This window comes from Sphingobacterium gobiense, from assembly GCF_002980575.1.
Classification (GTDB): Bacteria; Bacteroidota; Bacteroidia; order Sphingobacteriales; family Sphingobacteriaceae; genus Sphingobacterium; species Sphingobacterium gobiense.
Genome location: NZ_PVBS01000001.1, coordinates 1,000,945 through 1,016,263, shown reverse-complemented (window position 1 = coordinate 1,016,263; position 15,319 = coordinate 1,000,945). Strand labels below are relative to the sequence as shown.

The window sequence follows — 15,319 nt, the reverse complement described above, 5'->3', positions numbered from 1 at the left end:
TCCCTATCCTTCTTTTGCGATTTGTTTCTGATACTCCGATGGCGTTACGCCAAATTCTGCTTTGAAGCAAGTGGAAAAATAACGAGGATCCGAAAAGCCGGTAGCAAAAGCAACTTCGCTGACGGAAATGGATTTATCCTTTTCCATCATCTGGCAAGCGTGTTTCAGCCGGATATTTTTAACAAATTCACTCGGCGATAGAGCTAACAGAGCTTTTGTCTTTCGATAAAGGGTGGATTTGGATAATCCAAGTGCATTACCGAGTGCCACTACATCAAACTGATCATCGGTTATATTTTCCTCTACAACGCTAATCATCTTTTCGATAAACTGTTCATCTTGCGGCGTATAATCTAAAGAGGAAATATTGATTTGTGGGCTCGCTTTAAAATCTTCCTGTTTCGTACGTTTATGTACCAAAAAGCTATGTATACGTGCTTCTAAAACCTTCAGGTCGAAAGGCTTGCTGATGTAGCTATCGGCGCCGGCTTGATAACATTCTATGCGGTCGTCTATGCTGTTTTTAGCCGTTAGCAAGATAACGGGTATATGATTTATTTCGGGATCTTGTTTAATACGGCGGCATAAGGTTAAACCATCCATGACCGGCATCATGATGTCACTGATGACGATATCGATTTCCTGATGTTGTAAGATCGTCAGTGCTTCTTCACCCTGCTGAGCTGTAGCTATATTGTAGGTTCTCGAAAGCACATTCTGCACCGTTTGTAATAAATCAAGGTTATCCTCTACGAGCAAAACCTTGATATTGTTCTTTTTTTCTGCTTGCGGAGTGAGCAGTGTAACCGGTAGATCCGATATTTCTGTTAATAAATTAGCCGAATCAACAAAACTGTCGTGTTGTTCGCGTAATTCTTCTGTCGTGTACACTACCTTTTCAACCGGAATAGATACCGTGAACGTAGAACCTTCGCCTAATATACTATCTACTTGAATAGAACCGTGATGAAGTTCCACGAGTTCTTTCGTCAATGCTAGCCCAATTCCATTAGTTTCTTGCTGTTTAGCCTGCCTGTTGTTATAGAATGGGATGAATATTTTATCCAATTCGGTCTGTGCGATGCCTATACCGGTGTCTTGAACTTGGACAACTATATGAAAGTATCCTTGTATATGTTCGGTATGAAATGCCAGTTTTATACTTCCTCCACTGGGTGTATATTTAAACGCATTTGACAGTATATTAAAAATGATTTTATCAAGCTTGTCCGCGTCAAAATATCCCTCAGATAAACAATCTCCCTGTATAACGTCGAAGTCAATGTTTTTGCGTTTAGCTAGTGGACTAAAATAGATTGCACAGATGTTGGTAATAAAAGCGACGAGATCTTCGCGTCCTACGCGGAGGGCCATTTGCCTATTTTCCACCCGTTTAAAATCTAATATCTGTTGAAGAAGCCTCTTCAATCGGTCCAGATTAAATCGCATCTTATCAAATTGGGACAGATTCTTTTTTGTGATCATCTGGACGTCGTCGATCAGACAGGAAATAATGGTTAACGGTGTCAACAATTCGTGTGATATATTGGTGAAATAGCTCAACTTGGTCTGGACAAGCTTGTTGGCATTTTCTTTTTCGATTTGTGCAATTCGAAGATCACTTTGTAATTTAAGTCGATTAACATAAAATCTGATAACGGCGTAGGCAAGGCCTAATATCAATATGGTATAAAGCATATAGGCCAGGTTACTTTCATAGAATGCGGGTTTCTTGTGGATGTGTAGACGTGTGACTTCTGAGCTCCACCGGTTGTCTAGATCAGTTGCTTTGATCAGGAACGTATATCGTCCTTTTCCTAGGTTATTGTAGGTGGCAAATAGCCGTTCTCTTGGAGCATATACCCAATCCTTATCAACTCCCTCCAGTTTATAAGCATATCTAATTTTGCCCGGATGCGTATATTCGAATGATGAAAATAGAATCTCTAAGTTTTGATCTTCAGGCTCGAGTACCAGCGATTGTTTACGAAAATCATATTTTTCATGCAAGCCAAGTGATACCGCTGATTGGTTGTTGATTTTTATATCGGAGATGACCACAGCTGATTTATGCGTAGGTGAAAACGAAGACTCCCAAAATTGAACGATGCCGTTATGCCCACCGAAATACACGGTTTGTTGTGCCTTATCGGCTGTATACGCGCCCTTTGTGAACATATTTATCGGGATGCCGTCGCTGCTGCTATATTCAAAAATACGGTTATCTCTCGGGAATAATTTATAAACGGCTCTAGTGCTGGAAAACCATACTGTACTGTCAAGACAAACAACATGTAAGAGTTGATTGGGAGCTAGCAGGTGTGCATTAGCGTACTCACGCACCTGACCATTTTCGGTATGAAAAGAAAGTAGCCTATTGTCTTTTGTCCCTATCCATAGATATCCACGGCTATCGGTATCCATGGTTTCGATCTGGTTGGTCTGTAACCCAGCTGTATCTTTTCCCACGCGACGTTTAGGTTTCCAACTCGAATGATTATCTATCTCATAAATACCATGATCCTTGGTGGCGACCCATATATTGCCCCGTGCGTCTTGACATACTGCCATGATATGGCCGTTTACATCGTCCACCTGATATAGTTGCTCCTGGCCTGCTTTTTTACACAACAGTCCTCGGGTGGTTCCGATCCATAAATTTTTTCCTGTATCATGAAAAAGGTGGAGAGGAACGCCAATCTCGCTAGCATATTGGGCGAGATCAATGGTACGTGACAGCGTTAGGCTACCGTTTTCTTTTTTGAAAACGTGCATTATCGTTTCGTATGCACCACCTACCCATAATTCATCGTCTATTTCCAACGCGCAGTTGACCGCCCTTAACGACACCAGATCCTTAAAACGGAGGTTGCTATAGGTTGCTAATTGGTTTGTTTGTGGTACAAATTTACCTAAACCGATACGTTCCAGATTGAACCACAATTGATTTTCATGGTCTTGGTAAAGCATGTTGAGGTTGGGCGAAATATTATATTTTTCTTGGACTTGAGGTAACTCAAACGCACGCATAACGGGTTTGTCAAAGCTAATCGTTGAAACGCCTTTGCCACTGATAGCAAGCCACAGTGTACCCGAACGATCTTGGTAGATATCTTGGAAAAAATTAGATGTATACTGAAACAGGTGTGAGAGATTGCGCTCAGCAATACGGCCGTCATCGGTGTAATGAAAGGTAGAGATACCCGAATAAGACAACACCCAAATGTATTTTTGCAAGCGATCTTGTACGATGTTATATACGAGGCCTTCCTTCCCAACACCCCGTCTTTTGTTTTTGATGATGATTTCGTGATACATATTTTCTCGTCCTTCCGGATTGAAGAGAAAAAGTCCATCGCCCCAAGTACTTATCCAAAGTTGCTCCCGATCATCCTGTATTATTTTAAAAGGATTATTCCGCTTTCCGATGGGAGGAAGGGCAACGAATTGCCGCTTCTCTTTGTCCAGTTTGTGAAGTCCCGCATCCCATATGCCAACCCATATTTCCCCTTCTTTATCTTGAAAAATAAAGTTGATACTTCCATTCGGAATGGACTTTTCGTTGTTGGGATGCTGTTCAAATGCAGCATGAAGGCTGAAATCTCGGTTGTACACATATATAGCGTCTTGGGTTCCAACCCAAATTTTGGACTGTCGATCGACCAAAATGGCGGCAACGCGTCGTCCTTCGAGACGCTCATCAGGAAAAGGTAAAATACGATACGTTTTTTTTTCTAGAACATATATGCCGTTTTCGGCGCCTAGAAGAAGCTTATCGTCCAGTTCGGACACGGCGAGTATATTCTGATTGGCAACCGTATCCCCTTTTTTATCCTTCAATTTAAAGGTAAGCAGATTGAATGCATCGAAACGACTAAGACCATAGGCCGTAGCAAACCAAATGTACCCTTCACTATCCTGAAACGTCCTGTTGACGGATAAGGATGGAAGTTCCTGCTCAATTTTTACAGGAGTGATCCCGATTTGTTGGGCAAAGCTGAGCGATGATCCTATATAGAAGAAAATGAGGACAAAAAAATGATATATTAATGCGTTGGTCACGGTTTATGTTTATCTGCTGGTTAAAGTTACTAAAATGCCCCGAACTAATCATCGGTAATCGAACGGTGATAAACGTTAAATTTGTCGGAAACCGTGCGACGGCAAAGCATTGCCTTGACCTCCAGAAACTTGAGCTAATCTACTTTAATGACTCTTATTTCGAGAATTTTATGACTGGTTGATGGCGCATCGGTGGTGATTTTAACCTGAAGAGTTTCGCCTTTATTGCTAGTTGGCGGAATCGCAATCACCTCCGTTTTGACCTCACCGGAGCTGGAATTCGTCTGGGATAGCCTTCCGATCTCCTTATCGTTGATGAGAATGTTCGTTTTTCGGTTTTCTTCCTCTAAATATTTTATATATAATTGTACGTTTTCCTTGGAATCGGTTTTAACAATATAGCTAAACCAACCTTTTGCCTCCCGCCAGCGGACGTCGGCTATACTGCCTGCCTGTGTGTTTTGTTCTTTGATAAAATGATCTGACTCCGGTTGTTGTTCACCGCTAACGACCCGATCGATCGTCATAGCGGCCAAACGCAGGGATTCCCTTTCTTCGCGTTCCGTTTTTTCTTGAAGGGCAACAAGTTCTTGTTCCGTTGCCTGCGGCCAATATAGGATATATCGCGCCTCGTGGGTTTTGTAAAACGGTTCGAGTTCCATGCTAAACTGTTCTTCCCCTAAGCGAAGACCGGACAGTTTGAAGTGTAACGGAGCATTTTTTATCGGTTTTACCAGGTTGGGAATACTATCTGGAGCAGTTGCTAAAATTGGAATATCGCGTAATGGAATTTGTCGGCCACGTGCCACATGGCCCATCCGGCTGTCGTCAGCAAATAGCCCGGTAAGATCATTAGTACCTGTTTTGGCCGCTAATACAAGCGGACCGTATAGTATGCTGTAGTAATTAGAACGGTCGGGAAGCTGTTCCGTATAAATGTGCATCGGAAATTCAACCGACACGTGATCGCTCTTCTCCCATTGACGTTCGATCGTAATCCAGCCCTCTTTGGAAGGGATAACATCATGCGGCTTACCGTTGAGTTGAACGACAGGTTCGCCCGTTAGCCAGCCAGGTTTACGGATACGTAAGGCGAAAGACGTAGCAGACTTTGGGTGCACCGAAAATTGTATTTTGTTTTCCGTTGGGAAGTTATTCTCTTGCACAAGCTTGACGCTTTTCTCCTGCCAATTTAAAGTGGACGGAATAAAGAGATTGACAAACAGTTCGTTGTCTCGATGTGCATAGATCATCTCGCCATATTTTGCATGGTTTTCGATACCGGATCCAACACAGCACCACATGCTGGTATGAGGTTGCGAATAGACGCGATAATGTCCGGGCCGCATCTGTGTAAAATAAACAAGCCCACCTGTTTCTGGATTTTGTGTCGATAGGATATGGTTATAAAGGGCGCGTTCGTAATAATTGAGATATTTGCTTTTCGGATCGGTTTGATACAGCATGCGTGTCAGTCGAAGCATATTGTAGGTATTGCAGGTTTCGGGACCTTCTACGCTCTGGATCATTTTAGAAAAATCATCAACAGGATTAAAGTGTTCGCTCACACTATTGCCACCGATAGATACAGAACGTCTTTCGATGACATTTTCCCAAAAATAACGCGCTGCATCTGCCCACTGATCGTCTTTGGAAAGATCTCCAATACGCTTGAATCCTAACACTTTCGGAATCTGTGTGTTGGCGTGTTTGCCGGTAAGATAATCTTCCTGCGCTAACAATGGATTTAAAACGGCCTTCTGGCTGAACTGCTTGGCAAGTGCCAGGTATTTGGAATTTTGCGTGATGGCGGCTACATCGGCAAATGTTTCGTTAAGTCCACCATGTTCACTGCGCAACATATCCTGTATTTGTTCTTCGCTCAGACCCGCTACTAATGTTATTGCCCAGTCTGTCATCTTGATCAACATGTCTTTGGCTATCTCACTGCCTGTCAGTAAATAGGCGTCGCGTAATCCGGCATACGTTTTATGGATATTATATAGCGGCACCCAACGTTCATTCAAGCTGAATCCGCCGGCGTTGATTTTTCCCTGCTTCACTTCTTCCCAGAGCGCTTTCCCTTCCGGGACACCACCGATGTAGCCATCACCGTGGGCGTCTTGACAACGTTTAAACGTACTGAGCATGTAATCAAGACGTTCCTTTATCGCCGCGTGGCCCGTGGATGCGTACATATACGATAGTGCTGAAACGTAATGCCCTCCAATATGGCCATCTAGCCCAGTATTCTCCCAATTGCCGTAACGTTCTGCGGGCGAGGGGAGATCTGCCTCCTCAAGAAAAGGAGCTAGGAGGCGGTCAGCATCTAATGTTAATAAGTAGTTTAGATCCAGCTCCTCGGCATGTTTAAAGGGGCCCGGTAGCAAGCTGACGTCACGCAGGTGAAAATATTCGATCTGCTTTTGCGTCTGCGCCTGTATTACTGTCCCCATCGTGGTGGAGAGCAAACATATGGTGATTAGTTTTTTTAACTTCATACAAATAATGTTCAATAACGAATCAGCTATTTTAAAGTGTAGGAACCACCGGCTTTATACTTCCATCTGCATTAAATTCCATTTTATCGATACATACTTCCCGATGATATCCGGCGGCTTCGCCCATTTTAATGCCATTTGGTCGGCTGAAACGATGGTATACGATGTACCATTCGTCTTTTCCTGGAATTTGCAAAACTGAATTGTGCCCCGGACCATAAATACCCAGTTCGGGATTTTTTGTTAAAATTAAGTTGTTTTCAGGAATTTCAATAGGACCTGTTGGCGATTTAGAGGTACCATACCGCACACGATAATCTTCACTTCGCGTATCGTTCTCCGACCAAAGGAAATAGTATGTTCCTTTGCGGTAAAACACGTAGAAACCTTCGCGGAATGTGGTATCCGGCGTAATAACTTTCGTTGTGTTTTCATTTAATGATACCATGTCGTCGTTTAACTCCGCTACGGCACCATAGCCATTTCCCCAATAGAGGTAATATTTGCCGCTCACCGAATCATGGAATACGGCTGGGTCGATTTCTTGTCCGCCCTTGATGCCCGCCGGTTTTGTTGCCACAAGTGGCTTACCTGAATCAGTGAATGGTCCGGTAGGGTGATCTGCCACGGCGACGCCAATTTTTTGGGCGGCGGTATAATAGTAATAATACTTGTATTTATTTTTACCGACCTTCTTTTCAATGATAGCGGGAGCCCATGCGTTTCTATCTGCCCATGAAACGTCTTTTTTTAGATCTAATATCGTACCTTCTGCCTTCCAATCTTCCAGGTTTTCGGAAGAAAATACTTTAAAATAATCGCCTGCCCAGCCCGTATAACCGTCGCTGGTAGGGTATAGGTAATATTTGCCCGTTTTTTCGGCATAAAGTATTTCTGGATCGGCATGGTAACCTTCCAGCACCGGGTTATTTTCGGGAACATACGTATAGTTTTTCGGCGTACCATATGTGGTTAACAACTGTTGAAGTTCTTTCCGTGTAATGGGGATGATGCTGCCATGACGTGGATGGAAATCCATGCGGATCTGTTGGTCGATGACATGGAATTGATCTAGATCACAGCTTTCACAGAATTGATAACTGCCTTTCATATACACATCATACATCAATATATATTTATCGGTATTTGTCAGCTTGAAGATGCTCGATCCTTCAACGGCTTCTTTGGTTTGCTGTTTATAATCTGGTTGTTCAATCCAAAGTCCTGATGTGAGATCATCGGTCATGGCTTTTTTTAAGCCGTTGCCATCACCTTCCGTTTTATAGAAGAGATGGTATATCCCGTTCTTATATATAATATCCCCATCAATACAGGATTTTTTGTTCTTAGGGATAAATAAAGGTTTTGGTTCCCCTTCCAAATCGGTGAAATCCTTATTAGCGTATGCGTAGTAAATGATATCGGGACCATCCCCATGTTGCATAGACCAATACACCATATATTTTTTTACTTTTTCGTCGAAAACTGTTTGCGGAGCCCAGACACGTTTCAAACTTTCTTGATTGGGGTATTTTTGCTGGATATTGATAACGCTGGATGCCCAGTCGATCAAGTTATCTGACTTCAAAAGGATTAAAGCACGGTTAGAATCCCATCCTTTGGAAGAGGTCATATCGGTCAATACCATATAAAATGCTCGATCATCATGGCGACGAAGTATATGTGGATCGCGTACGCCGCCGGTGGAACTAATATCTTTAGAAGCTAATACAGGCTTATTCCCGTTTAAAGCAAAATAATTATACCCATCGTTACTAATAGCGTAGTGCACCTGTTCTTCTTCTACAGCATTACCAGTGAAATAGGCAAAAAGGTAGGCGACATAGTCCTTTTCAACGGGTGTATGATATTGTCCATTAACAAAGATGGTGCTGCAAACGAATAAACAGCATGTGAATAATTTCTTCTTCATGGTTGTCTTAAAATATTTGTATAGTCTATTTAAAAAGATTGTGTAAAGGTATTGTCTAGCATAATTTCCAAAACGTATACATATCTGGCTAGCTGCGTGTGCCTGTTTCGGATTGTTTAAATATAAAAAATGTGCCCTTAATTTAAGTGTTTTTCTTACATTTATTTTTTGACAGCTCGCTCTTGCAAAGCAAAACTAATCAGCAGATACGTTAGCAATGTTGATATTTGTGTCAAAAAGGTTTGAATATGTTTCAAGGCGGTCGGAAAGCAGCGTTTGCATATAGTGGTTGTGTTAGGACGCTATGTTAAAAAGGCTTTTGAACCAAATTTACTGGATAAATAGGTTGAAATTGAACATGATGAAGGTAAATGGGGGGTATCTTTGAGATGTACTGCTGTGTACAAATGTTCAATCTAAAATTTAACATAATAAGAAATGCGTATAAACCTTATCATTTGTTTTCTAATATTGTTTTCATCGGCATATGGAAGTCATCGATTGACTACGGATGATGTGTTGTCGAAATTGAATTTAGCGAATAGCTATTGGCAAGAACATCATAAACCTACTGCTTGGGCCTTTTGGGATGTAGCAGCTTACCACACTGGAAATATGGAGCTTTATAAGCTTACCCGAGACGAAGCGTATCGCGCTTATTCCGAAGCATGGGCAGAACATAATGAATGGAAAGGTGCTAAATCGGATGATAAAGCAAATTGGAAATATTCGTATGGAGAGAAGGATAACTATGTACTTTTTGGAGATTGGCAAATTTGTTTTCAGACGTATATAGATCTCTATAACTTGGATCCCAAACCTCACAAGATTGCCAGAGCTAAAGAAGTGATGGAATATCAAATGAGTACCAGTAAAGCCGATTATTGGTGGTGGGCGGACGGTTTGTATATGGTGATGCCCGTGATGACCAAGATGTACAACGTGACCGGCAATGACCTGTATTTAGAGAAGATGTATACATATTTGCGTTATGCGGATAGCATTATGTATGATGAGGAGGCGGCACTATATTATCGAGATGCAAAATATGTTTATCCACGCCATAAATCGGCAAATGGAAAGAAAGATTTTTGGGCTCGTGGGGACGGATGGGTATTTGCCGCTTTCGCAAAAATCTTGCAGGATCTACCGAAAGATAATCGGCACTATGATTATTATGTACAACGTTATCAAGATATGGCAGAAGCGATTGCCAAAAGTCAACAAAAAGAAGGGTATTGGACACGTAGCATGCTAGACGCTCAACATGCTCCCGGACCGGAAGCTAGTGGTACGGCCTTTTTTACGTACGGATTTTTATGGGGAATAAACAATGGTTTCTTGCCCGAAGAAAAATATAGCAGGACAGCAGAGTTGGGATGGAAATTTTTAAGCGAAATGGCCTTGCAGGAAGATGGTCGGGTAGGTTATGTGCAACCGATTGGAGAAAAAGCTATTCCAGGCCAGATTGTCGACGCAAATTCAACTGCCAATTTCGGTGTTGGCGCATTTTTATTAGCCGGAGTTGAGATGTATCGCTATTTAGAAGCTCAATCCCATGATGCCCGTATAATGAACGTCGGCCTTGGTTGGGCTAGAAATACGGTGAATACGGCAGTGTTTAGGAAAAACTCCCTCGTGAGTAGTGACTCGGTTCAGTTTATAGCGTATTACGACGGCGATGGCTTTGTAACGTTGGGAAAGCGACAGCTCAGTAGTACGCAGTGGACTGTGCAGCGTACAGAGTATAAGGGCAACGCGGCTGATGCGCATAATATTATCAGCATGATGGTAGATGGAGATGGATATTTACATGTTGCTTGGGATCATCACAATGGCCGGTTACGCTATGCGAGAAGTACGATACCTAACGGATTGGAGCTTGGGCAAGAGCAGGGCATGATCGGAAAAGAAGAAAACCGCGTGACCTATCCGGAATTTTTTGCGTTGCCGAATGGTGATCTTCTGTTCGTCTATCGGGATGGTGGTTCAGGCGCCGGAAACTTAATAATTAATAGATATGACGTAAATAAAGGTTGGCAAAGACTTCATACGAATTTGATAGATGGAGAAGGAAAACGAAATGCATATTGGCAAGCCTATGTGGATGATAAAGGGACCATTCATGTTTCCTGGGTATGGCGGGAATCTCCTGATGTGGCAAGCAACCACGATATGGCGTATGCCTGTTCTAAAGACGGTGGTTTAACCTGGCAAAAAACAGATGGCACAACATATGGTTTGCCTATTAGGGCTGACAATGCGGAATATGCGGCACGAATTCCGAAACAAAGTGAATTGATCAACCAAACTGCGATGGCAACAGATGAAGACGGGAACCCTTTTATCGCCACTTACTGGCGCGCCACCGACTCAAAAGTTCCACAATACAAGATCATTTACTATAGAGATGGTAGATGGGCGGTAAAATCATTGGACTTTAGGACATCTCCGTTCTCCTTGAGCGGACATGGAACGAAAGAGATACCTATTTCGAGACCACAGCTATTGGTAAAAGGCAGGGGTAAGGGGGTGTCGCTCTTGTTGTTATTCCGAGATAGCGAGAGAGGGAATAAAGCTTCTGTATTGAAGCTGGACGATATTCGCCGGAATGATTTTGAGATATTGGATATATACCACACATCGTTGGGCGCTTGGGAACCGACGTTCGATACGGAGCTGTGGCGGAATAAAAGGCGCTTAGCACTCTATGTTCAACAGACAGATCAAAAAGATGGAGAGGGTTTGCTGAATGCTTCACCTACGGAAGTGAAGGTAATTGAATGGCAACCGGACTTTAAGGAATAAAGGAGATTATGTATTGAAGTATAAAAATTAATAAATTATGCTAACGAAGAAGATATATATAGCTGGTGTTTTGTTCCTATTCTTTTTGTATGGTGTAAAAGGGCAACAAATGAATATGGTTAGTCCCGATAATCATCTTTCGGTGCTGCTGGAGCTGGATAAGAGACAGCTATATTACTCGGTGGTTTTTGATGGGCAGGAAATGCTCGAAAAGTCGCCTTTGGGTTTGCAGACGCATTTAGGTGATCTTTCGAGTGGACTTCGGTTAATCGATAAACAAACAAGGCGGGTAGATGAACGTTACGAAGAAGCCAAGATTAAAAGAAAATCGGTGCATTACCAAGCAAACGAACATAGGTTTACATTCGAGAACAATGACAGCATGTTGTTAGAAGTCATTTTTCAGGTCAGCAATAACAATGTAGCGTTCCGTTACGGTATACCTCAAACTGGCGAACCTGCCAATGCCATTATCCAAAAGGAGCTGAGCGGCTTTGATTTTCCAGCGTTGACAACGACATTTTTAACGCCACAGGCCACACCGATGATTGGGTGGAAGAAAACTAAACCGAGTTACGAAGAAGAGTATGTCGCCGATGAACCCATTGGCACACCATCCAAATATGGCGTAGGTTATACATTCCCTGCTTTATTCCGTATAGGTGATCGGGGATGGGTGCTCGTATCAGAAACAGGTGTAGGCAGCCTGTATTGTGGGTCGAAATTGAGCGAAGGTAATGCAGACGGGCTTTATCAGATTGCCTTTCCGGAGGAAGGAGAAAATAACGGGTTAGGAAGTTCGCAGCCTACTTTGGCATTGCCGGGATATACACCTTGGAGAACAATCACTGTTGGAAAAGACCTAAAACCTATTGTGGAAACAACTATTGCTTTTGATGTAGTAAAACCATTATACGAACCTTCTCAAAGTTATCAATTCGGACGTTCGACATGGAGTTGGTTGGAGTGGCAAGACGGCAGTATCAATTTTGAGGATCAGAAGACGTTTATCGATCTCTCTGCCGAGATGGGCTATGAATTTACATTGGTAGATAATTGGTGGGATACGAAGATCGGGCACTGGAGGATTGAAGAACTGGTCGCCTATGGAAAAACAAAAGGAGTCGGAATTTGCCTGTGGTATAACTCCAACGGTTTCTGGAATGATGCGCCGCAAGGTCCTAAAAACCGTATGAATACCTCGATAGCTCGAAAAAAGGAAATGGCCTGGATGCAACGTATAGGTGTTAAGGGAATCAAGGTAGATTTCTTTGGCGGAGATAAGCAGGAAACAATGCAGCTTTACGAGGATATTCTTTCGGACGCAAATGATCACGGTTTAGTCGTTATTTTTCATGGTTGTACATTACCTCGGGGATGGGAACGGATGTATCCAAATTTTGTGGGAAGCGAAGCTGTACTAGCATCCGAAAACTTGATTTTTACACAGCACGCGAATGATACGGAGGCTTATAATGCAACGTTACACCCCTTTATACGGAATGCAGTCGGATCGATGGACTTCGGACCTGTATTACTGAACAAACGTCATAACAGAGAGAATAATGGTGGAACAATCCGCAAGACCAGCGAGATTTTTCAACTGGCTACGGCTGTCTTGTTTCAGACACCGGTGCAGAACTTCGGAATTACGCCGAACAACCTAAACGAATATCCCGATTTTGTTATTGATTTCATGAAAGATGTACCTACCATTTGGGATGAGACTATATTTATTGATGGCTATCCGGGCAAATATGTTGTTTTGGCGCGCCGACATGGAGATACTTGGTATATAGCAGGAGTCAATGCGGAGAAAGAAACTAAAGATATGCTTATCTCTCTGCCCATGCTCGCTGAAGGGCACGCAACCCGATATTCGGATGATACGCAACGAAACCCGCAGCGGGACAATTTGACGGTAGTAAAAGGCGAGAAGATCAAATTAACTCTGCGACCGAACGGAGCTGCCATTATCGTCGGGAAATAAATTGGTACCGACTATTACCTTAGACAGTATATGTCGTTAAATATGGCTTGTCTCCAATAAAGTGTATATTTGTAACCTTTATAAGGAAGAAGCTATATATGGATGAATCTGTGCAAAAGATAGGCATCGTCGGGAGTGGAAGTTGGGCGACAGCCATGATCAAGATGTTTGAAGATAATGCTAGAGGGAAAGATATTCTATGGTGGGTTAGAAAGGAAGAAGATTTGGCGTATATTAAATCTTACGGACATAATCCTAACTATTTAAGTGCTGTAAAGGTTTCCGTAAAGCCAGATAATTTATTTTTGGATGCGAAATCGGTTATTCAACAATCGGATATTGTTGTATTAAACACACCGTCTGCATATTTAAAACAGGCATTGAAAGATGTGAAATCCGACGATTTTGCCAATAAGATTGTCGTATCTGCCATCAAAGGGATCATTCCGCATGACAACCTCATTGTGGGAGATTATCTGACCAAAACGTATCAAATTCCGTTACAAAATATTGTGGTCATTGGAGGACCCTGCCATGCGGAGGAAGTGTCTTCGGAAAAGTTATCTTATTTAACCTTAGCGGGCAAAGACGATAATACCGTTGAACGGGTTGCTACATTTATACGTGGTCGATATATCAATACTGTTCTTTCCGACGATATTTTTGGCGTAGAATACGGTGCCGTGCTTAAGAATATATATGCATTGGCTGCAGGGGTATGTCACGGATTGGGACTAGGCGATAATTTCATCGCCGTGCTGATTTCTAACGCTATCCAAGAAATGGAAACTTGTTTATCCGCGATAGATCCGGAGACTGACCGGGATATCAATGCATCAGCGTATCTGGGTGATCTTTTGGTAACGGCTTATTCACAGTTTAGCAGAAACCGCACTTTTGGTCACATGATAGGGAAGGGCTATACCGTACAATCAGCGCAGTTGGAGATGAATATGGTGGCAGAGGGTTATTATGCTTCGGCCTGTATTCAAAACATTGTTCAGCGTTATCAATTGGATATGCCTATCTGCCATATGGTATATGAAATTCTATATCACCGTCAGCCCGCAAACGCCGAAGTCAAAAAATTAGTAGCAAAATTAACGTAATGAGTTTAACAAAAGAGCAAATTGCAGAAACATACAAAACAATTCAAGATGAAATTACATCGGGACTGGAAGCTTTAGACGGAAAATCTACTTTTGTAGAAGAGTTGTGGCAGCGTGAAGGAGGTGGCGGTGGTCGTACCCGCATCATACAGGTTGGCAATATAGTAGAAAAAGGGGGCGTTAATTTTTCTGCAGTTCACGGTAAGTTACCGGATCCTATCAAAAAATCTTTCAAAGTCGAAGAAGAGGAGTTTTTCGCCACAGGAGTCTCTATCGTTATTCATCCTAATAATCCGTGGGTACCGATCATTCACATGAATATACGCTATTTCGAACTGGGAGAAAATATTCGCTGGTTTGGAGGCGGAATTGACCTTACGCCGCACTACGTGATAGAAGAAGATGCTCGTTTTTTTCATCATATGATAAAAAATGTATGTGACAAGCATCATCCTGCTTTTTATTCCGAATTTAAGACCTGGGCTGATAATTACTTTTATATCAAGCACCGGCAAGAAACACGAGGAATAGGAGGTGTATTTTATGATAAGCTAACCCCTGAAAAAACAGGCTTAACGGATGAGCAGCTTTTTAAATTCTCCTGTGATCTGGGACGAACTTTCGTACCGACCTATACCGAATTAGTGAACCGGAACAGACATCGTAAGTTCTCCTCTGAAGAGAAAGAATGGCAATTGTTGCGTAGAGGGCGCTACGTGGAGTTTAATTTGGTGTATGATGCCGGAACCCGTTTTGGTTTGGAAACAAATGGGCGTATAGAGTCCATATTGATGAGTTTACCAGCCCAAGCCAATTGGGCATATGATTTTAAACCGGAAACCGGCTCCGAAGAGGAAAGGACGTTGTCTTTACTGAAGAAGGAAATAAACTGGATAGGATAACCTGTAATAGTGAT

Annotated in this window: 7 protein-coding genes; 4 read left to right on the top strand and 3 right to left on the bottom strand. The window is 42.5% G+C overall.

Translation table 11 applies throughout. The annotated features are described in order from the left end of the window. Positions 1–3 precede the first annotated feature (3 nt). From C5749_RS04525 to C5749_RS04515, 3 genes are all read right to left on the bottom strand, one after another. Positions 4–4,062: a hybrid sensor histidine kinase/response regulator transcription factor gene (locus C5749_RS04525; RefSeq protein WP_105723397.1), complete on the bottom strand. Its 4,059-nt coding sequence runs from the start codon at positions 4,060–4,062 to the stop codon at positions 4–6. Positions 4,063–4,196: 134 nt separating this feature from the next. After that, entirely contained in the window at positions 4,197–6,563 is a 2,367-nt protein-coding gene (locus tag C5749_RS04520) for a glycoside hydrolase family 127 protein (protein ID WP_105723395.1), read from the bottom strand. A 31-nt stretch (positions 6,564–6,594) separates the two neighbouring features. Then, a complete protein-coding gene (locus C5749_RS04515; protein ID WP_105723393.1) occupies positions 6,595–8,496 on the bottom strand; it encodes a glycoside hydrolase family 43 protein in 1,902 nt (633 codons plus the stop codon). 438 nt (positions 8,497–8,934) lie between these two features. On the opposite strand from C5749_RS04515, the gene C5749_RS19805 reads away from it, so the two are divergent. The 4 genes from C5749_RS19805 to hemF all read left to right on the top strand — a co-directional run bounded on the left by C5749_RS19805 (position 8,935) and on the right by hemF (position 15,305). Then, complete coding sequence (locus C5749_RS19805) at positions 8,935–11,304, top strand: BNR-4 repeat-containing protein (protein WP_105723391.1); 2,370 nt, start codon at positions 8,935–8,937, stop codon at positions 11,302–11,304. 37 nt (positions 11,305–11,341) lie between these two features. Next, entirely contained in the window at positions 11,342–13,294 is a 1,953-nt protein-coding gene (locus C5749_RS04505; protein WP_105723389.1) for a glycoside hydrolase family 97 protein, read from the top strand. 98 nt (positions 13,295–13,392) lie between these two features. Further along, positions 13,393–14,403: an NAD(P)H-dependent glycerol-3-phosphate dehydrogenase gene (locus tag C5749_RS04500; RefSeq protein WP_105723387.1), complete on the top strand. Its 1,011-nt coding sequence runs from the start codon at positions 13,393–13,395 to the stop codon at positions 14,401–14,403. Beyond that, complete coding sequence (gene hemF, locus C5749_RS04495) at positions 14,403–15,305, top strand: oxygen-dependent coproporphyrinogen oxidase (protein WP_105723385.1); 903 nt, start codon at positions 14,403–14,405, stop codon at positions 15,303–15,305. Before C5749_RS04500 ends, hemF begins: the two co-directional genes overlap by 1 nt. The last annotated feature ends 14 nt before the right edge of the window (positions 15,306–15,319 follow it).